General features: G+C 32.5%; 20 protein-coding genes. 10 read left to right on the top strand and 10 right to left on the bottom strand.

Features of this window, described 5'->3' with window-relative positions; all coding sequences use genetic code 11:
• Positions 1–2 precede the first annotated feature (2 nt).
• The 6 genes from ppk1 to HCX49_RS07380 all read left to right on the top strand — a co-directional run bounded on the left by ppk1 (position 3) and on the right by HCX49_RS07380 (position 7,470).
• Positions 3–2,060, top strand: a complete 2,058-nt coding sequence (gene ppk1 / locus HCX49_RS07405) for a polyphosphate kinase 1 (protein ID WP_168126660.1) — start codon at positions 3–5, stop codon at positions 2,058–2,060.
• Positions 2,053–2,928: an SdiA-regulated domain-containing protein gene (locus HCX49_RS07400; protein WP_206368293.1), complete on the top strand. Its 876-nt coding sequence runs from the start codon at positions 2,053–2,055 to the stop codon at positions 2,926–2,928. The genes ppk1 and HCX49_RS07400 overlap by 8 nt, the downstream gene beginning before the upstream one ends.
• Before the next feature lie 3 nt (positions 2,929–2,931).
• Positions 2,932–4,041 (top strand): metallophosphoesterase, encoded by a 1,110-nt coding sequence (locus HCX49_RS07395; RefSeq protein WP_168126658.1) that lies wholly within the window; start codon positions 2,932–2,934, stop codon positions 4,039–4,041.
• A gap of 74 nt (positions 4,042–4,115) precedes the next feature.
• Positions 4,116–6,455, top strand: coding sequence for a GAF domain-containing protein (locus HCX49_RS07390; RefSeq protein WP_168126657.1), 2,340 nt, complete (start codon positions 4,116–4,118; stop codon positions 6,453–6,455).
• A 111-nt stretch (positions 6,456–6,566) separates the two neighbouring features.
• A complete protein-coding gene (locus HCX49_RS07385) occupies positions 6,567–7,109 on the top strand; it encodes a YceI family protein (protein WP_168126656.1) in 543 nt (180 codons plus the stop codon).
• 10 nt (positions 7,110–7,119) lie between these two features.
• Entirely contained in the window at positions 7,120–7,470 is a 351-nt protein-coding gene (locus HCX49_RS07380; protein WP_168126655.1) for an ArsC/Spx/MgsR family protein, read from the top strand.
• Positions 7,471–7,534: 64 nt separating this feature from the next.
• On the opposite strand, the gene truA is transcribed toward HCX49_RS07380, so the two are convergent.
• Both truA and HCX49_RS07370 read right to left on the bottom strand, forming a co-directional pair.
• Positions 7,535–8,335 (bottom strand): tRNA pseudouridine(38-40) synthase TruA, encoded by an 801-nt coding sequence (gene truA, locus HCX49_RS07375; RefSeq protein WP_132768392.1) that lies wholly within the window; start codon positions 8,333–8,335, stop codon positions 7,535–7,537.
• Positions 8,336–8,423: 88 nt separating this feature from the next.
• A complete protein-coding gene (locus HCX49_RS07370; RefSeq protein ID WP_021188328.1) occupies positions 8,424–8,960 on the bottom strand; it encodes a YfiT family bacillithiol transferase in 537 nt (178 codons plus the stop codon).
• A 768-nt stretch (positions 8,961–9,728) separates the two neighbouring features.
• Between HCX49_RS07370 and HCX49_RS07365 the strand changes: the two genes are divergently transcribed.
• Positions 9,729–10,568, top strand: coding sequence for a universal stress protein (locus tag HCX49_RS07365; protein WP_132839697.1), 840 nt, complete (start codon positions 9,729–9,731; stop codon positions 10,566–10,568).
• Positions 10,569–10,672: 104 nt separating this feature from the next.
• Here HCX49_RS07365 and HCX49_RS07360 read toward each other — a convergent pair whose 3' ends face one another.
• The 5 genes from HCX49_RS07360 to rocD form a co-directional block, all read right to left on the bottom strand.
• Positions 10,673–13,210, bottom strand: a complete 2,538-nt coding sequence (locus HCX49_RS07360; protein ID WP_168126654.1) for an outer membrane beta-barrel family protein — start codon at positions 13,208–13,210, stop codon at positions 10,673–10,675.
• A gap of 165 nt (positions 13,211–13,375) precedes the next feature.
• The gene (locus HCX49_RS07355) at positions 13,376–14,062 is read right to left on the bottom strand and encodes a LytR/AlgR family response regulator transcription factor (protein ID WP_132839700.1); all 687 of its coding nucleotides are present in this window, start codon (positions 14,060–14,062) and stop codon (positions 13,376–13,378) included.
• Complete coding sequence (locus HCX49_RS07350) at positions 14,052–15,092, bottom strand: sensor histidine kinase (RefSeq protein ID WP_132768384.1); 1,041 nt, start codon at positions 15,090–15,092, stop codon at positions 14,052–14,054. Before HCX49_RS07350 ends, HCX49_RS07355 begins: the two co-directional genes overlap by 11 nt.
• 255 nt (positions 15,093–15,347) lie before the next feature.
• A complete protein-coding gene (locus HCX49_RS07345) occupies positions 15,348–16,316 on the bottom strand; it encodes an arginase (protein ID WP_168126653.1) in 969 nt (322 codons plus the stop codon).
• Positions 16,313–17,581, bottom strand: a complete 1,269-nt coding sequence (rocD, locus tag HCX49_RS07340) for an ornithine--oxo-acid transaminase (RefSeq protein ID WP_132839705.1) — start codon at positions 17,579–17,581, stop codon at positions 16,313–16,315. Before rocD ends, HCX49_RS07345 begins: the two co-directional genes overlap by 4 nt.
• 131 nt (positions 17,582–17,712) lie before the next feature.
• Between rocD and HCX49_RS07335 the strand changes: the two genes are divergently transcribed.
• From HCX49_RS07335 to HCX49_RS07325, 3 genes are all read left to right on the top strand, one after another.
• The gene (locus HCX49_RS07335) at positions 17,713–18,165 is read left to right on the top strand and encodes an Lrp/AsnC family transcriptional regulator (protein WP_132768379.1); all 453 of its coding nucleotides are present in this window, start codon (positions 17,713–17,715) and stop codon (positions 18,163–18,165) included.
• Positions 18,166–18,261: 96 nt separating this feature from the next.
• On the top strand, positions 18,262–18,684 hold the full coding sequence (locus HCX49_RS07330; RefSeq protein ID WP_168126652.1) for a GNAT family N-acetyltransferase: 423 nt from the start codon (positions 18,262–18,264) through the stop codon (positions 18,682–18,684).
• Positions 18,685–18,749: 65 nt separating this feature from the next.
• The gene (locus HCX49_RS07325; protein ID WP_206368292.1) at positions 18,750–19,280 is read left to right on the top strand and encodes a DUF1697 domain-containing protein; all 531 of its coding nucleotides are present in this window, start codon (positions 18,750–18,752) and stop codon (positions 19,278–19,280) included.
• Positions 19,281–19,978: 698 nt separating this feature from the next.
• On the opposite strand, the gene HCX49_RS07320 is transcribed toward HCX49_RS07325, so the two are convergent.
• The 3 genes from HCX49_RS07320 to HCX49_RS07310 all read right to left on the bottom strand — a co-directional run bounded on the left by HCX49_RS07320 (position 19,979) and on the right by HCX49_RS07310 (position 21,262).
• Positions 19,979–20,425, bottom strand: coding sequence for a DUF1572 family protein (locus tag HCX49_RS07320; protein ID WP_021188340.1), 447 nt, complete (start codon positions 20,423–20,425; stop codon positions 19,979–19,981).
• A 79-nt stretch (positions 20,426–20,504) separates the two neighbouring features.
• A complete protein-coding gene (locus HCX49_RS07315; protein ID WP_132768373.1) occupies positions 20,505–21,011 on the bottom strand; it encodes a 4'-phosphopantetheinyl transferase superfamily protein in 507 nt (168 codons plus the stop codon).
• On the bottom strand, positions 21,008–21,262 hold the full coding sequence (locus HCX49_RS07310) for an acyl carrier protein (RefSeq protein ID WP_132768371.1): 255 nt from the start codon (positions 21,260–21,262) through the stop codon (positions 21,008–21,010). The genes HCX49_RS07315 and HCX49_RS07310 overlap by 4 nt, the downstream gene beginning before the upstream one ends.
• Between the last annotated feature and the right edge of the window lie 3 nt (positions 21,263–21,265).

Genomic DNA, 21,265 nt, shown 5'->3' with positions numbered 1-21,265 from the left:
GTATGCTAAACATTGAAAGTGAAGAAGTGAGTACACGTCTTTATAATCGTGATTTGAGCTGGTTATCGTTTAATGCGCGTATTTTGAGAGAAGCAGGTAAAAAACAAGTTCCGCTATTAGAGAGCATTAATTTTTTAGCAATTTTCTCTTCAAATCTGGACGAATTTTATCGGGTTAGAATGCCCGTACTGCTTGCTTTGAAAAAGATTAAACATCAGGAAAACATAGATAATGACTCGCAAGACGTTAAAATTTATAAACAGGTCAAGTTACGCATAAAAAAACAGTTATCTCTTTTTGGAAGTATCTTGGTAAGTGAAATCATTCCTGCTTTAAAATCAGCTAACATTCATTTCATCTATAATGAAACAATCCCCGATACTATTGTTAACCAAACTAAAGATTATTTTTATGAACAGATTGCATCATACTTAGAAATATCTATTATCGAAGATGTCACTTTTTTTCCAAAAAACAATCAACTTTATTTTGTTTTTACTTTCAAAGAAGGGGAACTTGATAAGTTGGGAATGATTTCTATTCCGTCGGATCAAGTTTCCAGATTCTATTATGTTGCCACTGAAGATAAAAATTATATTGTTTTTATTGACGATATTATTAGGCAAAACTTTCCAGATATTTTCAAAGATCACTTCATTACAGGTATGTATTCATTTAAGGTGACTCGTGATGCAGAGTTGGAGTTAAATAATGAATTTGAAGGCTCGTTGCTTCTGAAAATTGAAAAGCAGATCAGAAAAAGAGATTTTGGGCTAGCGACACGTTTACTCTATCAGCCAGATCTTCCAGATGATCTTTTAAGTGCATTGATTAAGTTGTTTAAACTTCGCAAATCTAGTTGTATAAAAGGAGGTAACTATCATAATCTAAAAGATTTTTTTTCTTTTCCGATTGATAAAAAAGAGTGGAAATATAGACCTCAACCTCCAATACCTTATCGGTTTAAATCTTCATTTTTATCTTTGTTAGATGAAATTAGTGTTGAAGACATCCTCGTTAATACTCCCTACGAGTCTTATGATGTGGTGCTTAGATTTTTTAATGAGGCAGCGGTTCGTCGAGATGTGGAAGAAATATATATATCCATGTATCGGGTAGCTAGTGATTCTAAAATTCTACATGCAGTATTAAATGCAGTCAAAAATGGAAAAAAAGTAACTGTTTTCGTGGAATTAAAAGCGAGATTTGATGAGGAAAATAATATTTATTGGGCAAAGAAATTGAAAGCAGCAGGTGTAAATGTACTATATAGTATTCCAAATTTAAAAGTGCATGCTAAAATTGCTTTAGTAAAAACAAAACAAGGTAATGCCGTCCAGTATTTTGGTTTACTTTCTACGGGCAATCTGAATGAAAAAACAGCCCATAGGTATGCTGATCATGTTTTATTGACTGCTCAGCAAGAAATCTTACAAGAAGTAATGGAGGTGTTTAATGTGTTAAAAAAAAGACGAGATCAAACTTCCTATTATAGTACCCATTTCAAGTATTTACTGGTGTCACAATATAATTTGGCAGCAGGTTTTATGCAGCTCATCGATCAGGAAATTGCATCTGCAAAGATGGGATTGCCAGCATGGATTATTATTAAGGTCAATAATTTAGAAGAAAAGGGCATGATCCAAAAGTTGTATGAGGCAAGTCAAGCTGGAGTGGTAATTCAATTAATAGTCAGGAGTATCTGTCGTCTAATACCTGGTGTTGCCGGTCTAAGTGAAAATATTAGCGTTAGACGTATTGTAGATAGGTACTTAGAACATAGTAGAGTTTTTATATTTAACAATAATGGTCAAGAACAGGTGTATTTAGGATCGGCAGACTGGATGCACCGTAATATATACAATAGGATAGAAGTTTGTTTTCCGATTGTTAATAGACGATTAAAAAAGGAGATTCAAACAATTATTGACATACAATTGGAAGACGATACGTCTGCTGAAGTTCTGGATGAACATATGGATTCCATCGAAAGATCTGTTGATAAAGGTATTCGCGCCCAAGAGTGTATTTATGATTATTGTAAACAACTAAATGAGTAAGGAAATGAATGGTAGAAAATTATTATTGATATGTATGCCTATTGCTAGTCTATTTTTCTTGACAGCATGTGCACAAACTACTCAAGTTTATAGGAGTCCAAAGGGCTATGATTTCAATAAAGGAGAAAAATTATTTTTACCAGATGCTCTTCATGAACTATCTGGAATAGCATTTCCTGCAGAAAGCTCCAAACATATCTTTGCAAACGAGGATGAAAATGGTCTGGTGTATTATTTTGCGCCAGGTGAACACCAGTACCAGCAGATCAAGTTTGCAAAGAAAGGTGACTACGAGGGAATTGCCATCAGTAATGGATATATTGTAGTGCTAGAAAGTAAAGGTACAGTCTATTCGTTTCCTTACAGAGATATACTTCAAAGGGAAGCTACAAATGTTAAAGTAGGAAAAGACCTGATTCCTAAAGCTGAATATGAATCACTAGCGGCCTCTCAATCAGACAGTTTATTGTATATTATATGTAAGAAATGTGCTGTTGATAAATCGTCTAGCAAAGTTACTGGTTATGTATTGGGACTTTCTAAAGAGGGTGATTTTTTCAAAAAAGGGGAATTTAAAATTGATGAGAAACAAATTGACTTAATTAGTAGTTTAAAAGGAAAACAGTTTCGGCCATCAGCTTTGACTAAAAACAAGCGGACAAACGAGTGGTATATTTTGTCCTCGATTAATAAAATGTTAGTTGTTGCAAATGAAAAATGGGAGGTGGTTGGCGCATTTCCATTAGATCCGTCACTTTTTAATCAGCCTGAAGCTATTGCATTTGATGATTCGGGCAGTTTATATATTGGTAATGAGGGTGGAGATAAAGCAAATAAAGCAACATTATTAAAATTTAAATTGAATTAAAAGATGTTGAAATTTTTATGTGTTACACTTCTTTCATTTTTAATGACTGGGGTATTTGCACAAGATAGTGTAGTAAACCGAGTTATTTTTATTGGTGATGCCGGTGAGATTAATTTTAAACAGGAAACGATTATTCCACTTGCCGCCGCACTGGTTTTAAAAGGGAAGACAACTGTTATGTTTTTGGGGGATAATATCTACCCCAGTGGTATGGGGCTACCCGGTAGTAAGGAAGAATTGGAAACAGCATCGATCTTAAGGTCACAGTATGAACCTATGCGAGCCGCTGATGCACCGGTATATTTTATACCCGGCAATCATGATTGGGATAAGATGGGGAAACAGGGACTAGCAAAGATCAGAGCTCAAGGAAATTTTCTGGATGCACAACAAGATTCACTTTTGCAATTAGTTCCTAAAAATGGCTGTCCTGATCCGGTAGAAATTCCTATTTCAGATCATCTGGTTATTATTGCCTATGATAGTGAATGGTGGCTTTTTCCTCATGAAAAGATCGATACTAATATTAGATGTGGCTGTGATTCTGAAGTTAAAGTTATAGAAAAACTGAAGGAATTGGTTCATAAGAATAAGAATAAAACAATTTTGGTTGCTTCACATCATCCTTTCTATTCATACGGTGTTCATGCGGGTTACTATTCGTGGAAGGACCATATTTTTCCACTTACAATATTGAATAAAAATTTTTACCTTCCATTACCTGTAATTGGATCATTGTATCCATTAATGAGATCAACAGTGTTTTCAAATCCTGAAGATATGAATCATTCGGATTACAAACGTTTAAAACTACAAGTAAATGCGGTATTTGAGGGAGTTCCGAATTATGTTTACATATCTGGTCACGATCACGGCTTACAGTTTATAAAAAAAAGAGATCAATATCAAATTGTTAGCGGTTCTGGAGCAAAAAGCTCATCTATAAAAAGTAATAGTAACTTACTTTATAAAAATTCAATGCAGGGTTTTGTTACTGTGGATCTATTATTGGATAGAAGTACTCAGATTACTTATTATACTTACGATAATAAGGATATTAAGGCAGATTATGCATACCGGATACCTTATAAAACAGAAATCACAAATAAATAACGAACTGAATCTACTCTGCATAACATTCCCATCTTAAATGTGATGGGTCGTGTTAGTAATTTAATTTTTTTAATATGCAATCAGCATTATTTACTATAATAAATGAGGAGGAAGATCAATTTCCTGAAATTGAAACCCACCTTTCTTTTGACCCATTTTTGAATTATCTGAAAAGAAAAGGTGAAAATGAAATATCAATTAAAAAGAACTTTTTAGCTAGTGTATTAAAGGATTTTAATCAAGCATTTGCAAAATATGGTCCTTTGGAGAAGCACAATATTCACCAATTTGAAAACGAATTTAGATTAATTCATGCATCTTTAAATCCAGTATTACAAGATGATGAGGACACTTATTGGGCATTGGGCTTTCCTTTAGGACAAAAAATATGTTTTGGAACAGATAAATTCTATGCTTTACTTGAACAGTATAGATGTGATAATCAACTTGCTTTAGCACATGATTCTGTTGGGTTTTCTGAGAAAATCCAGATGTTGTATTCATTTATATTAGAAAGGTTATATGGGATAAAATCTGCAAAGCATTTTGAGATAATTCATTCCTTTATCGATGCATTGACTGGACTACAAAAGTATTACCGGATCAATATCGATCATACTTTTGTAGATGTAAAAGTAATCGGAAATTTACCTGTTTTTGATCGGATAAAAGTAATTGATGAGTTTTCAAAAACATTAAATTTTGAGATAATAAAAACTTTGATTCCATTGAATAAAATCAAAATGGATGGTTTTTCTATTTTAACAGTTACTGATATTACTGAACAACAGGCGCTTGAAAATATAAAAAATATCATTATAAGGGGAATTGATGAAGCAGATTCTTATGGACACGTGATTATGGCTTTAAGAACATTAGCAGGAAATCCTGCTATTGAATTTTCTCTTTTACCTTTTTTTAAGTTGAATAACAAAGTCGTATTTGATTTTAAAGAAAAGAAAACGTCAGCTTTATTGGATTTATTAAAAATTAATAAAGGAAGTGAGCAACGTATTCAAGAGTTGCTGGATGAATTTATTAAGCAACCCCAAATTCTTGTTTTTAGTAAAGATTTTCCTATTGAAGATAAAACTATGTCGTTCCTTTGGGAACGACTGAAAGATCTGGGCATCGTCAACTATGCATTGATTCCCATAGCCCATAATAAAGAGATCGTAGGTGTTATCGAAGTCTTTACAAAAACAGATGCAGTTCTTGATGAACAGATTTTGGCTCGAATATTTAGTGCAAGTACCTTACTAGCACAGTTGCTAAAAGATGAAATTGTTGAGTTTCAGACAAAAATAAACGAGGTTATAAAGGAAAAATTTACATCTCTTCAATCAGCAGTACAGTGGAAGTTTAATCAAGAGGCTTGGGAATATTTACAAAGAATAGAACAAGATAAACCTAAACCTATTGTTGGTGATATTAAATTTGAACAAATATATCCGTTGTACGGTGCCATCGATATTCGAAATTCAACTATTGAAAGAAATAAGGCGGCTTTTCAGGACATGATTGTTCAATTAGAATTATTGGAGAATGTCTTAATTCAATTGAAACACTTAAATAGTATTGTTATTCTTGATGAAATGATTTTCAACTGCCGAAGATGGTTACAGGAAATTAATGAAGAATTAATGGATAGTATGCAGATTCAGCTTAATGACTTTTTTAATCAAAATGTGGCTGAAGTTCTCACTTATTTTAAGGAGAATTTAAAAGAATCTCATCCGATTATTGCCGCATATGAAAATGCTATCCATCCTTTAAATGGGGTTGTTTATAAAAATCGTAATGTTTTAGAAAAATCGATACGTTTAATTAATAGTGGAATAAGTGGTTATCTGGAGTTATTTGAAAAGGAATTGCAAAATTCTTACCCTTGTTATTTTGAAAAATTTAGATCAGATGGTATTGAATATGATATTTACATAGGCCAATCTATCGCTCCAGACAAAAAGTTCAATGAGATATACTTAAAAAATATCCGACTTTGGCAATTGACGTCAATGGCGGCGATTGCAAAAATTACACATAGTCTGTTGGATCAAATGGAGAAACGTTTACTAACAACGCAGCTTATTTTTGTTAATGCTACGTTGATCGATATTAATTTTAGAACAGATGAACACCGATTTGATGTAGAGGGAGCTTATAATATTCGCTATCAGATTATAAAAAAGAGAATCGATAAAGTGACTATTAAAGGTTCGAACGAACGCCTTACTCAGCCGGGTAAAATTGCTATTGTCTATTTTACAAAGCGCGAGGAAAAGGAATATTTAGGATATATTCAATATCTACAAAAGAGCGGATCTTTATTAGATGATCTAGAAGAATTGGAATTGGAAGAATTACAGGGTGTTAAAGGATTGCAAGCGTTGAGAATAGGAATTAATTTAGCCTAAAGTAGCATACTAAACGCATCAAACAAATGATCTAAATCAATTTTTAGATTTTTAGTAATCCTTATTTTTGCAATTATTAGATATCTACCTAATTAATTAAAATAACAGTTTATGGCAACATACAAATGGTCAATAGACCCAAGTCATAGTGAAGTCGCTTTTAAAGTGAAACACTTAATGATTACAACGATAACAGGTTATTTTGGGAAGTTCACACTTGATCTTGAAACTACTTCTAATGATTTTAATACCGCTAAGAATATAGCATTTAAAGCGGAGATAAATTCTATCAATACCAATGATACACAAAGAGACGAACATTTGAAGTCAGCTGATTTTTTTAATGCTGAAGCCTACCGTTATTTAGAATTTACTGGTGTTAAATATGTAGGAATCGGGGATGAAGCGCAACTAACCGGAAATTTGACAATAGGAAATATTACCAAAGCTATTACATTAAAAGTTTTGTTTGGCGGGATTGTGGTCGATAGTTATGGCCAAACAAAAGCAGGCTTTTCTTTAAGCGGGCAACTTAGTCGTAAGGAATTTGGTTTAACATGGGATGCTGTTACAGAAGCTGGTAATATTGTGGTTAGTGATGAAGTACGAATTAGTGCTGAAGTTCAAGTGATTAAAAAAGATATAATACTCTAGATTTTGGATCATGATAAAGATATATCATAACAAATTGTGTAGTAAAAGCTGTGCTGTATTAGATTTATTGAAATCGAAAGATGTAGATTTATCAATACGGGAGTATCTTCAAGATGTTCCTAGTAAAGATGAATTGCTTGAGCTGGTCACTTTACTTCAATTAAAACCTCTTGAGCTGATACGACGTAATGAATCAATTTTTCAAGAAAAGTTTAAAAATCTTGTTCTTTCGGATGAAGAATGGATCTCCCTTATGTTGGAGTATCCTATTCTAATTGAGCGTCCTATTGTTGTAAAAGATGGTAAGGCCGTTATCGGTCGACCGATTGATAAAGTAATAACACTAATATCACAAGGTTAACATTATTTGTTATGAAAAGTATCTAGATAGGATTGCATACTTTATTTTTTTTAATACTGGGTATCTAAATAGAAATCCAGTCGGAACTTTGGGAAGGTGTTAAAAAATCAGTGCGTGGTGGAAGATTTAGGTATGGATAGTTAACTTTGGATAGATACAAACCTATTGGATGGGCCGGTCTCAATATTTTGGGAAGTTCTAATGTAATTAAATGATTTTCAAATTCATCAATACTTAGTTCCCCATTACCTATTTTTAAAAGTTTACCGGTTAGAATTCTGATCATCTTACCTAAAAATCTATTACTGGAAATATTAAACCGAATTCTATCACCTTTTGTATTGACAAATATTCCTGCAGCTGTTACGTGGCAGATTGTATGTTCATTTTTATCAGGATGTGTGCAAAAGGGACGAAAATCCTTATATTTTAAGAGCAATTTTGCAGCTTCACTCATTTTGTCTAAATTTAATTTGGGATATAAGTATAATGAGCTTTGATTGCTTAAGAAAGGATCTTTGTACGTGTGAATAAAGTAATCATATTCTCTATGCACTGCATCAAAACGAGCATGCGGCTTACCTTCCATTTTTATTATATCGTAAATGGCGATGTTATCAGGAAGAGCCTTATTGAGTCGAAATAATAAGTCGAAATCATATTCTTTCTCAATATCCGCATGAAAAAAGTACTGACTAGCGTGGACTTGAGCATCTGTACGGCCACAACCAAATATGGTGGTTGGTACTTTTAATACTTTATGGAGTGTATTTTCCAAAACTTCTTGTACGCTTTCTACATCAGGTTGTCTTTGCCAACCATTATAATTCTGACCCTGATAGGCGATATGGAAAAAATATCTCAATTTACCTTTTTAATTTAATGCAATTTTACAAAAAAATGCTAGCTTATTTTTATAAAAAACTTTTTACCTTCATAATATTTTAAATTGACTATTCCTTATTCATTTTTGCGATTTTAATATGTGCAAGATGATGCTCACAATGCCAAGCGTACAGTCCAATATTTGTTTTAATATTAATGAGTTCGTTCGAATCAGGATGTCTAAATTGTCTGGCCATATCCGAAGGTGTCATATTTTGTAGTAAAACTACCCAGCGGTAATGTAGAGCTTCTAGCATATTTATAGAAGAATTAATAGCAAGTTCTTTTGAGTCAATAAGTTCTGCCCAAAGATCTTCAGCATATGGTTTTATAACGGGTATATCTTCTGTCAAAGCTAGTTTAAATCTGATTAAACTATTCATGTGGCTGTCAGCACAATGATGTATTATTTGTCTTATTGACCAACCATTAGGTCTATAGGTTTTTTGTAATGCTTCTTCCGATAATTCTTGAACTTCTTTTTTTAGAAGATCTGGGAAAGATTGTATAATTCCAATCCATTTTGTTATCGTTCCATTATCTATTGTATTTGGCGCAATAAATTTACCAATTGGAAACTTCAGTTTATCGATATTAGATTTCATATCTATGTATAAGTTCTTATGTTTTTAACGTCATTCTCCAGCTTCCTGAAAAGATCACTTATTTCTTTTATTTCTAATTACGTATGTATTAATACGGCTCTTAATTCCTTTACAGCGATAAATCATTGTTTTAATAATACGATTAATAATGCGATAGCAAAAATAACCGATTACAGATACAGTTAAGATTATTATTGTATTATCAACCCATTTTGGCAATAGATGATTTAGCAAAAAATATCCCATGAAGATCAGGTATGCTACTAAATAAAGTATGATGTAAAAGCTCTTTTTCCAACCAAACCAAGCTGAGAGATATAAATAGCTACTGATTAATCCAATACATGGTAATATGTAAACAAGGTTTGTATCAGCTAACTTATCATCAAAAGGAGCATAGAAGAATCTACTGATCAGGATGATTATAGCTAAATTAAAAATAAATTTAAGGATCCAGTGGATATTATATATGTACATAAGTTTTATATAATTATTAAAGACAATTGCCAGGTTTTCAACGTATTTTACTATAAACTATGGGAACAGACCCATAATTGAAAACCGAAAAAATTAAAATTAGCAAATTTCGGTTCGAAAAACTAATTATAAATATGAAACAACTTGCGTAATCGGTCATAGGACATTTCTAGTTTATTCGGAATATTTATTTATGCATTTAGATTAATGTGTATTATTTTCTTAATTTTTAAACTAAAAATAAGATTCGGTTGTTTAGTAATCGAGTATACATTACAAGAAATCACGATCATGGAAACAATTGTTTTTTTAACCGATTTTTCTGTTCCTGCTAGACATGCTTTCGATCAACTCTTGACCCTTGCTAAGCAAACAGCTATAAAAAAAGTCATCATATACCACTCCTTAGGGTATCTAAATGGAGGATTTTACTATGTCGGCGAGTTTATACCGCCACCAATTCTTGTAGATGAAACAGATATTGCGGCAGTAGACTCAAAAATGCTTCTTTTGAAACAGGAATTATTAAATGTTTCACCAGCTACAAACGTCCATACAAGACATGATAGTTTTACTGTTTTAGATGGCATGGAGCGAATTTCCGAAGAGGGGCATGTTGACCTAGTTATTGCTGGAATGAGAGGAAATGATGATAATGGTAAAAATAGTATTGGTACTATTACCAATGAGCTGATACAGGCACATCTGTATAACCTTTTATTGGTGCCAGATATGGATAAAGTACATATCTTTAAAAATGTGATCCTTGCAGTGGATCTATTGCATTTAGATGAACGATTGCCCGTGAAAACAATATTTCATTTACAAGAATTGTTATCTTTAAGATGGTATGTTGTAAATGTAAGTGTTCAAGGGAAGCATAAGGCAGCTGATTTAATTGAGGAACAATCTTTTTTGCATGCAAGTTTAGATAGTCTTGAACCGACTTACTCTTATTTGGAAGGTGAAGATTTTGTTGAGAAACTAAATGTATATGTTCAAGAACATAATATTCATGTATTGATCACTGTACCCCGTAAACTTGGATTTATCGCTTCGTTTTTTCAAAAAAGTGCCTCAAAAAAATTGGCAGTTAATGCCAAGGTCCCTATTTTAATGTTAGTATCTTAATTAACTTCTTCATTTTTGTAAGTTAAATCAATTAGATTAAAATAAAGGGGTGTATATAGATTAAGATCTATATACACCCCTCTATTTGTTATTGTACGGGTAGATTACTGCATTTGCATTCCTTCCATCGAATTTTGATTTTTGTTTTTCTTAAACATATTCATATCCATTTTTCCAAAGCGATAAGATAAGTTCAATTTGATTAGTTGAGGATTTGAAAGTCGATAATAAGATTGTGTAAACCCTTCTCCTGAAGATACAATTGTATTACCTCGGCTTCTGAAAATATCATTCACAGCTAAAGTTACTGAGGCAGCTTGATTTTTTAAGAAACTCTTTTTGAGAGCTAGATCGACACCATAAAAAGGTTTGATGTATCCTTGGGATGAGCTTTGTGCTTGATTCATTGGAGGACCAAATGACTGGCCTTGTGTGACAGGCATATTTGTTTTGCCTTGATATTCAAATGCGACTTGAAGATTCCAATTGTTTTTAACATTAAAGGTGTTGTTCAATTTTCCAAACACTGTCCACATTGCTTCAGACGGGGTACTGTCGTCAACTTCTATTTTTGAATTATAGAAATTAAGATCTGCGGTTAAATCCCACCATTTTTTAAGATTATTGGTATATGTAAATTCTGCACCATAGTTTTTACTAGAATTGGCATTAATATAGGTATTTATAAAATCCATCTTGCCTGTTACTGGATTTAATTCCTGAGTCAAAAATCTGGTAATCAAATTATTGGTAGATTTATAATAAACTGAAGCTAAAAAAGTGCCTTTTCCATGTGTTCTACTATACGAAAGCTCGCCAGAAGTCGTGAATTCAGGAACAAGATCGGCATTACCTTTCGTAATATTTAAGCTGTCTGTATAATCGATAACAGGTATCGTTTGAAAAAAATTAGGACGATTCACGCGACGCGTGACACTCATCTGGATTTGATCTTTTTCGGTCAGTTTTTTACTTAAAAACACAGATGGAAATAGGCTTAATGGATAATTGTTCTTAAATTTTTCATTAGTATTTAAAAGTTCTCCATTATAAGTTGAGTTTTCAGCACGTAGACCTATTTTATAGGATACCCAATCTTTAAAATTTCCTCCGAGGGAAACGTAAGCGGCATAAACGCTATTTTTACTATCGTAATTAGCGGATGCTGAAGAAATATTTTTAAAGTCTTCTTCACCAATATCTTGTATTGAATTATCGTTGAGATTTTTTAATTTATTAATTTGGGCACGAAGACCGGTCTCCAATTTCATTCCATTTTTGAAAGGCTTAACATAGTCCGTTTGGATAGTAATAAATTTATTATTTCCAAAACCGATGTTCTGTTGTTTTTTTGTGCCTGTTATCTGGTTTATATCATTGAGATAATTTGTGGTGTAAAGACCGTTTGAATTATTATTACCTCCGAAATAATTAAAGTCAACAGTTAATTCCTCACCTTCTGTTTTAAATTTCTGCACTATTCCGGCCTGTAGACCTCTTGGTTTAAAGCTTCGTTCGGATTCCGAAATTCGATTGCTTAATGAGGTTTTTCCTTCAGATTGTGTTGATATTAGGGTTTCTTCATTTGGACGAAATTTCCCTTCAACCAAAACTCCGGCAATTGATAATGAAGTTCGTGGACTGAAATCATAATCTAAACCAAGTCTTCCAAAAGTGATCATACCCTTTGTTTTTCCTTCAATATCTTGATCTACAATTGAATTTATGTTATTTATATTACTCGTTCTATGACTATCTCCTTCAGTATTCGTACGCATTCGCATATTCATTCCTGTAAATGACAGGTTTAATTTGTTTTGACGCGCATTGAGGCTTCCCATAAAATTAGTTCCGCCAAATCGATCTCCACCTAGGGTAACCATACCATTATATCCTGTTTTCTTATTTTTTTTAAGGATTATATTTAAAATTCCAGCCATACTTCCTGAGGCATCGTACTTTGCAGAAGGGTTTGTGATGATCTCTATTTTTTCGATGACATCTGCGGGGATCTGATCTGGTGAAAGTGTTGTAGGCTTTCCATCTACAAAAATGGTTGGTGCAGCATTTCTGAGCTTGACATTTCCATCGATATCTACTTGTACAGATGGCATATTACGAAGTACATCGATAGCAGTACCGCCAGTTGCTACGATGTTTTTTTCCACATTGAATACTTTTTTATCAATATCCATTTCCAATAAAGCCTTTCGACCTGTGACAGTTACTTCTGCAAGTTGTTGATTGTCATTTTTAAGTACAATAGTTCCTATATTTTTGTTTAAGACTTTTTTATCATCACTATGATCAACATTTAGCTCGAGCGTTGCGTAACCTATTGAGCTGATTTTTAATTTCCAATTATTGGTATTAGAAATAGCTGAAAAGTTAAAATTTCCATTTTCCAGCGAACTTGTACTTCTTATTAATATTTCTCTTTCCTGATTGTTTTTTTGATCTTTGATAACCTGAAAGAGATTAATCGAAGCCTTTGAAATAGGTTTTCCTTGACTGTCTATAATTTGACCAAAGATTGTACCTTCAGACTTATTTACGTTTGTAGGTGAATTTTCAGCGGTATTTTGAGCATACACAGTTGATATTGCAGTTGCTACAATAAGCGTTGATATATATCTTTTCATTATTCTTTTTTTATCGATTTGTTTATCCCTTTTTAATAGAGGTCTGATATATGACAAATTTGAGAAGGATTTTTAATCTACACAATGATCTGTAGACAGACAGCGTAAATGTGTAGACGAATGAAGTTATTGAAATAAATGTTAGTGTCGACAAGAGAATTTAATTTAGAAAATTTCGATATTTCCAACATATTTTTTGCCTACTGGCAGTGCAATCTCAGGAAGTGTTAATTTCGTTAGAGCGACGTGCTGAATTCTATTTTTGTTTACTATATATGAATTATGGATTCTTAAAAAATCTTTTACTGGCAGAATTTTTTCCATACCTCTTAGGTTACTACGGGTAAGAAGTGGAGCATTCCGATTTACCATATAGATTTTAACATAATCTTTTAATCCTTCTATGTAACTTATTTCATTGATAAATATTTTAATCTTTTTATACTCAACATTGACGACGATGTGATCTACTGTATTATTTTGATTTGCTCGTAAAAGCATAATGTCTTCAACCTTTCGAATAGCGCTAGTCAATCTTTCTTTTGCAATGGGTTTCAATAGATAATCCACTGCATTCAATTCAAAACCCTCCACAGCATATTGATGATATGCCGTAGTGAATATAAATAAAGGTGGATTAGTAAGTTCCCGGATAAATTGTGTTCCTAATTTTTCCGGCATTTGTATATCCAAGAAAATCAGATCGACTTCATGATCTCTCAAGTAATCGACGACATCGATTGGCGAGTTAAACTTGTGCAGTATTTCAACCTTGTCAAAGCTTAATAAATCGTCTTCTAAGATGTTTAAAGCAAATGGTTCGTCATCTATAAGTAAGCATTTAATTTTCATCGGTCATCAATTTGAGTAGTACCTGGAAATAACCGTCATCCGTTTTTGTAATGGAAAGATCATGACGATTTGGATATAACAGTTGCAAGCGACGCTGAACATTGGTTAATCCAATTCCTTCACTTGTTCGAAGTTCTGTATGCTGTAGTATTTTATTGCTGGACTTAAAAATTATACCGCCTGGAATCTGTGCGAATTGAAACTTGATTTCTGGACTGTTTTTACTGTCTACACCATATTTGAATGCATTCTCTACAAAATGAATAAATAGTAAAGGTGGTATCAATCTATTTTTTAGATTAGATTCAATTTCGAGATCCACATTTCCAGCTATCGGAAGACGGAGTGTTTGTAAGGCAATAAAATTCTGCATATGCTCGATTTCCTTAAAGAGCTCTACTTTTGCACCATCAACTTCATAGAGAATGTACCGCAATATTTCGGATAATTTGACGATTGTGTCTTCAGAATCTGGTGATTGTTTACGGATCAACCATCGGATATTGTTAAGGGTGTTGAATAGGAAATGTGGACTGATCTGAAGCTTTAGAATTGTTAATTCTGCTTTTGTTTTCTCCAAAGCAATCTGCTTATTTAATTCTTTTTGCCTGGCTTGTTCCCCGTATAGAAAAATCATGGATGAGGTAATTAAACAAAGTGAATATATAATTCCAGGCCCGATCACTAGTCGTACGAAAAGTATATTTTCTTTTGTGAAATGTGCCAATTCTCCATTAGGATTAAAGTATACAATAGCATAGTTTAGCGCGACATAGGATAAAAAAGCACAAGCAATTAAAAGCACCAGAAACTTTCTGCGTGTAAAGAAGTATTTTGGTGCGACATAATAGCAGTGTAAATAAAAATTTGTTGCCAAAAATATAATATTGGCTAGATGAGATAGAGCAGAGTAGGGCTTAAACTCCGAAATCTTATCTGGTTGATAGAGATAGGTGATAAAGGGAAGTAACAATAAAATGGTCCAGATGACTATGTCTAAATAGAATTTTCTGAAAAATTTGCCGATCATAACATTTTTTTAGCCAATATATTTAAGGTATATAACAAATAGTAGATCAGTTTAAATTTATCTTACCATTTTATTTTGTTCTTAAATACTTATAGTAACAATGTTACAAATTTTTAATTAGAATGTTACATGCTGAATCATTGTATATTGGGTTAAATGGTTGCGAATTCTCTGCATAACAATAATTGAACAATTGAAATTAGAAACTAATAATTCTTATTTTCAATTGTTCAATTCCAAGAAATCATATCGAAATTACGATACTGATTTTAAAGTTTCAATAGATGCTGTCACTTGGTCTAAAATTTCGAACGCAACCTCTGCCATTCTATTCCCTTGACTGTCTAAAAGGGGATTTACCTCTACAAATTCTAAGCAAACCACTTTATTAGATGCAATAATTTCTTGAAGCAATGATGTTATTTCCGTTTGATTAAATCCTTTGGGTACTGGTGTACCAGTACCGTTAGAAATTAGCTCGCTGTCCATACTGTCAACGTCAAATGAAACATAAATATGGTCACATCCTTCCAATTGCTGAAGGGTGCTCTGAACACAGGATTTAATTCCCATATCACGTAATTGCTCTACTTGGTATTTTTTTATATTCAGTTCCGCAATTAGATTTTCTTCTGGTAATTCGGTATCGCGAACACCAAAGTAGATCAGGTGTTCTGCTATTATTTTAGCTTGGGAAGTTCCTATTGTTTTTAATTTATTCCAATATTGTTTGGTTTCTGCATCAACATTATTAATTTGATTTTCTAAATTGTCCGTACCTAATACCGCCGCTAAAGGCATTCCATGTAAATTACCAGAAGGTGTGGTATAGGGTGAATGTAAATCAGCATGGGCATCTATCCATATTACTCCTAATGTTTTTTCTGGATATGCCGACTTTATACCACTAATGGTACCAATTGCAGATGAATGGTCTCCTGAAAAAACCAGGGGAAACTGTTCTTCTAGTAAGCTATCTTCAACAGCTATTGCCAATAATTTGCACTGCTGTAAGACCTGCTTTATTCTCTTACCAAATGGATTAACAAGCGGATCATAAACTGTGTTATTGCGCGTTTGTATATCTATAAAATTATAGTTATTGAAGTATTGACTTCCTTTATTAATTGCAGCAATTTCGATAGCGTCAATCCCTAGGTCGGAACCGCGGGTACCTGCTCCAATATCCGATCTATTTTTAATTAATTTAATCGATCTATTCATATTTTTTGTGCAAATTGATGAAGTGATTTTTCTATAATTGATAGACTTTCCGTAATTTGATCTTCTGTAATTACTAATGGGGGAGCTAATCTAATTTTATTACCGTGAGTAGGTTTGGCTAATAATCCATTTTCCTTAAATTTTAGACAAATTTCCCAAGCAGTATTATCTTCTTCTTTGCTATCTATTACAATTGCATTTAATAATCCTTTTCCTCTGACTTCTTTAATTATGGGACATCTTATCATCATTTCTTGAAGGCCTTCTCTGAATATTTTACCCATTTTTTCAGCATTTAATGCTAAATCCTCATCTATGATCACTTGAAGAGCTTCCATGGATACTGCACAGGCTAGGGGATTCCCACCATATGTTGAACCATGTTCTCCAGCTTTTATAGTCAGCATAATATAATCGTCTGCTAGAACAGCAGAAACCGGAAGTACACCTCCAGAAAGTGCTTTTCCTAAAATTAAAACATCAGGCTTTGTATTTGAATTGGTATCTTTAATATCAAAAGAGGCTAGCATATTTCCTGTTCTTGCAATACCAGTTTGAATTTCATCGACTATAAATAATACGTTGTAGTCTTTGCAAAGTGCTTTTATACGAGAAAGATAATCATCACTTGGAACGATAATTCCAGCTTCGCCCTGAATGGGTTCAACAATAAATCCAGCAATGTTCGTATCATTTTTTAGTAATTCTTCAAATGCTTGAACGTCGTTATAAGGCACTTGTGTAACCCCATCTAAGAAAGGTCCAAAATCTTTTCTTGCCGAATCATCATTTGAAGCAGAAATTACGGATATGGTTCTACCATGGAAGTTTCCACTAGCGAAGACTATTTTGGCTTGATTTGCAGGAAGCCCTTTAACTAAGTAAGCCCATTTACGGCATAACTTCATGGCTGTTTCTACGGCTTCAACACCGGAATTCATAATTAAAGCTTTATCATAACCAAACAGATTACAAAGATACTCTTCAAAATCACCTAATTTATCACTATAAAATGCTCTTGAAGTTAAGGTAAGCTTTTCAGCTTGTTGGGTTAAGGCTTTAATAATCCTTGGATGACAATGTCCCTGGTTTACCGCTGAGTATGCTGAAAGAAAATCAAAGTATCGGTTTTCTTCAACATCCCACACAAATACTCCTTTTCCTTTTGCTAAAACCACAGGTAAGGGATGATAATTGTGGGCACCATATTTATTTTCCTTTGCAATGAATGCATTGCTTTTTGCTAAATTTGTTAAGTCTGCCATATTATTTGTAATTGGAATTATGAAATAAATGTACGATATTTAATTTTAATAGCCTAATATGGATTTAAATTCACTCAATTAGTAGCTTATTAAATTTAATTTAACTCTAAACTTAATAATTAAAAATAACCATGAATCATTTGGATGATTTTGATATACAGATTTTGAAACAGCTCGAAGCAGACGGACGCATGGCGTATTCTGCTATAGCTACAGAGCTAGGAGTTTCCAATACAATGGTCCATCAGCGTATTACACGCCTTATGGATCAAGGTATTCTTACGGGAATTAAGCCTGTTTTGGACGAAAAAAAATTGGGTTACGATTGGGGAGCTTTTACTGGAATATCTCTTGAAAAAGATCATGATTCAAAAAGAATAATTGAGGAGCTTCATAAAATTCCTGAGGTTACAGAATGTTACTATATTACTGGAAACTATACGCTATATTTAAAGATCATCGCTAAAGATCATGAGCATATGAGACAATTATTGTATGAGAAAATAGACAGTATTGCAGGTATTGCCAAAACGGAGACTATTATCGAGCTGGGGTGTGCTTTTAGACGTAATATTGTTTTATAAATCACTTTATCATAGAAGATAATGAAAATAAACTTACAGAAGTATGGACCGGAAGATTTTAACTCTTTCAAAACACTTGTTTGTTAAGATGATTTAATGAAATATATTTCTGGAAATGGATTGAATGAAAATCAGGCTAGAGCAAAGTTCGATCGTATTCTTGAAATCAATAGTAAGGAACGTGAATTAGGATATTTTAAGGTTCTTACTGAAGAAAATGAATTTGTGGGAGATTGCAAGTTGGAGCGATATAAGCATGATGAGAGCATTCTTGAAATAGGTTATATTATAAAAAAGAATTTTTGGAGAAATGGAATAGGATCTTTAATCTGTCGAAAATTACTAGATGTAGCGCATAATTTATATCCTGATTTAGCGGTTATTGGAATTATTGATCCAGAAAATATGGCTTCTAAAAAATTACTTGAAAAATTTGGATTTGAAAGTTATTTTATTGGGATTGAAGACGATTTACCAACTGAGAAATTAATATTGAAGAAATTGAAAGTTGATGAATGAGTCCTATTTGTAAATAAACGTATAATGATGTATCGTATGTATTTTAACTTAATTTTTTAAGAATTATGAAGTACTGTGCTTTTCTGAGGGGTGTAAATGTCAAAGGAACCAACATGAAGATGACTGATGTATGTCAGGTTTTTAGGGATGCAGGAATGCAGGATGTTAGGTCCATAATCGCATCTGGTAATATTGTTTTTTCATCAGATAAAAACGAGATCGAATTAAAGTTAATTTTGGAAAAGTCCATGTCAGCTTATTTTTCTTACGACGCTGTTTTATTTATAAAGTCGGAGCGTGATACGGTATTATATTGGGAAAGTGTTCCTTTTGAAAAGACTACGGATTTTCATATCTATGCATTTGTCGGAGAAACTGGAATAGAAACAGTTTTAATGGCTGAATTTCAGGACGCGACACAAAATACCAATGAGAGCGCAGAAATAGTTAATCATATTTTCTACTGGCAGGTCCCTAAAGGAAACACGCTTGATTCAGCATTTGGAAAGATTTTGGGTAAAAAGACACTTAGAGATCAATTTACAAGTAGAAATATTAATACTTTTGAAAAGGTTCTAAAGAAGATGAATTCGTAATGTGGTCAAGAACTATTTGAAAGGAAATCCCTTGTAATGGCCTTATAATTTATCATAATGACAGTATGACTTATTAAGGCTAATAGAAAAGAGATTATTAACTTTATTTTAAAGAATAGTAGTCAATTTTTATATATTGTTAGACTTAACCACATTCTGGTAAAAACAATTATTCCTCCGATAATCTAATACGATAAATTACTGCGTTTTTTATTTGTAAGCTTTACTGAAACATTTTTATGCAAAACAATAATTATTTTTTAATAGATAGCTTCTTTGGTCTCATTTTTGCTATTAAACAACCTGCGCATTTACAGTGTTTAGAAGGAGCATACTTCGACCTCGTTTTAAATTATATTAAGAATGTTGGATTATGATGGGATTGATCTGGAAATTGAAATAAATCTACCTTTATTTACATAAATAGTAAAGCCATTCTTTTTAAGAATGGTTTTTTTTAATATTCTAAAATTACCCTAATTTGATAATATTAATCAAGTTGTCTTATTCATCTGTCTTTCCCAAACTTTTACAAGTCATTAGAATCAAACCTATTGTGACGAAAAGTATCCAACTTAACCTTTCAGGAAAATAATCAGCAACAGTTAGCCGGATTTTTATTTTTGGTCTTTCTGTTATTAAATTGCTAATTTTTATTTGGGATTTTTGATATTGAAATTCAACTTATTTAATTTTTTTTAGCTTTCGATTAAACGTCTATGATAATTTATTTGTCCGAGATGATAAGCGAGATGGGTTGTCAGGTGAATTAAAAAAAACTCGGTTGAAGTCTTTTTTGAAAACACTAAAATGGGATATTCGCTATCTAATTCTTCATCTGCTATTTGGCTTAGTGCAAGTCTAATGGTTTCAATTGTATCTTCTATTTTCGTAATTAGATCTTTTCTCGGAACATTTTTTTCTAAAAATTCAAGATCTCTATTTCTTACATAGTTAGTTTTCCCGATCTCTTTACCTATATAAGTGTTTAAGTTACCAATTAAATGGAGGGTTAAATTTCCCGCTGAATTCAAGATCTTTTTCTCAATCCGCCAAATATTGGATTCATTTTCATAAAGTTCTATTTCAGTTATTAATTTTTTCAGATCTCTTTCAAAAAGGGATACTAATGTATTCGTGAGCATATTTAATTATCATTAAAGTTTTTCCTTGTCTAAAAATGGTTTCAGCAACTTTCGCAATTAAACTGATCCTGATTTAGAATTATTTACTTTTAATTGTCACTGTCTTTTCAAAGCGACCATGGTTGCTATTTGAAGCTGCTTTATATTGATTTGAGTTTGTAATACATAACCAAGGTATTCCATTTATATCTTTTAGCATTTCTTTTTTGTCTATTTCCACTACGAGATCTAGATCTTCTAAGTCATTAGCAGCAATAGTATGGATAAAATCATCAGCTAAAAAAGTTCTTGTATGATAGATATTTCCACTATAAAATACTTGACCAGTTGCACTAAAACAGGTTTGTGATAATATTTTACAAATCAGTTTCTTAGGAATGAATTCTCTTTTTTTTGTCTGTCTATTTAGGATTTTGTACGCAGCTTCTTTCATGCTCCACATCAGCCATACTATAATTTCTGGATCAGAACTATTGGCTATAAAGCACTGTTCTTCTTCTGTAAATAGTTTTTCCAGAAACCCATGTCGTTTCCAATTACTTTCTTGACGGGATTTCTGTATATCTATGATATCATTACCAATCACTTCTGCGCTAATTTGATTTCTATAATTTCGACGGCTGTTCTCACGTTTAACATACGTTCCATATCAGCATTATCGATGACAACATCAAATATTTGTTCAATATCGAGTACAATATCTACCAGATTTGCAGAATTGATGTTAAGATCATTAATAAAATCGGTGTCTTCATTTAGGTTTTCGTATGCTTCTAAATTCGTGGTATAAGGTTTTATAATTTCCTTTAACTTACCTATCAACATTTCTTTATTCATAAG

The organism is Sphingobacterium sp. B16(2022), assembly GCF_012030425.1.
In the GTDB taxonomy this organism is placed as follows: Bacteria; Bacteroidota; Bacteroidia; order Sphingobacteriales; family Sphingobacteriaceae; genus Sphingobacterium; species Sphingobacterium anhuiense.
This window is presented reverse-complemented; position numbering and strand designations above follow the sequence as displayed.

Coding starts and splice junctions, on each gene's coding strand:
- HCX49_RS07335 (WP_132768379.1), top strand. CDS start 17,713: ATGAATCATTTGGATGATTTTGATATACAGATTTTGAAACAGCTCGAA.
- HCX49_RS07395 (WP_168126658.1), top strand. CDS start 2,932: ATGTTGAAATTTTTATGTGTTACACTTCTTTCATTTTTAATGACTGGG.
- HCX49_RS07370 (WP_021188328.1), bottom strand. CDS start 8,960: ATGAAATCTAATATCGATAAACTGAAGTTTCCAATTGGTAAATTTATT.
- HCX49_RS07355 (WP_132839700.1), bottom strand. CDS start 14,062: ATGAAAATTAAATGCTTACTTATAGATGACGAACCATTTGCTTTAAAC.
- HCX49_RS07390 (WP_168126657.1), top strand. CDS start 4,116: ATGCAATCAGCATTATTTACTATAATAAATGAGGAGGAAGATCAATTT.
- HCX49_RS07360 (WP_168126654.1), bottom strand. CDS start 13,210: ATGAAAAGATATATATCAACGCTTATTGTAGCAACTGCAATATCAACT.
- HCX49_RS07310 (WP_132768371.1), bottom strand. CDS start 21,262: ATGAATAAAGAAATGTTGATAGGTAAGTTAAAGGAAATTATAAAACCT.
- HCX49_RS07350 (WP_132768384.1), bottom strand. CDS start 15,092: ATGATCGGCAAATTTTTCAGAAAATTCTATTTAGACATAGTCATCTGG.
- HCX49_RS07380 (WP_168126655.1), top strand. CDS start 7,120: ATGATAAAGATATATCATAACAAATTGTGTAGTAAAAGCTGTGCTGTA.
- HCX49_RS07365 (WP_132839697.1), top strand. CDS start 9,729: ATGGAAACAATTGTTTTTTTAACCGATTTTTCTGTTCCTGCTAGACAT.
- HCX49_RS07345 (WP_168126653.1), bottom strand. CDS start 16,316: ATGAATAGATCGATTAAATTAATTAAAAATAGATCGGATATTGGAGCA.
- HCX49_RS07330 (WP_168126652.1), top strand. CDS start 18,262: ATGAAATATATTTCTGGAAATGGATTGAATGAAAATCAGGCTAGAGCA.
- HCX49_RS07385 (WP_168126656.1), top strand. CDS start 6,567: ATGGCAACATACAAATGGTCAATAGACCCAAGTCATAGTGAAGTCGCT.
- HCX49_RS07325 (WP_206368292.1), top strand. CDS start 18,750: ATGAAGTACTGTGCTTTTCTGAGGGGTGTAAATGTCAAAGGAACCAAC.
- HCX49_RS07320 (WP_021188340.1), bottom strand. CDS start 20,425: ATGCTCACGAATACATTAGTATCCCTTTTTGAAAGAGATCTGAAAAAA.
- ppk1 (WP_168126660.1), top strand. CDS start 3: ATGCTAAACATTGAAAGTGAAGAAGTGAGTACACGTCTTTATAATCGT.
- HCX49_RS07400 (WP_206368293.1), top strand. CDS start 2,053: ATGAGTAAGGAAATGAATGGTAGAAAATTATTATTGATATGTATGCCT.
- rocD (WP_132839705.1), bottom strand. CDS start 17,581: ATGGCAGACTTAACAAATTTAGCAAAAAGCAATGCATTCATTGCAAAG.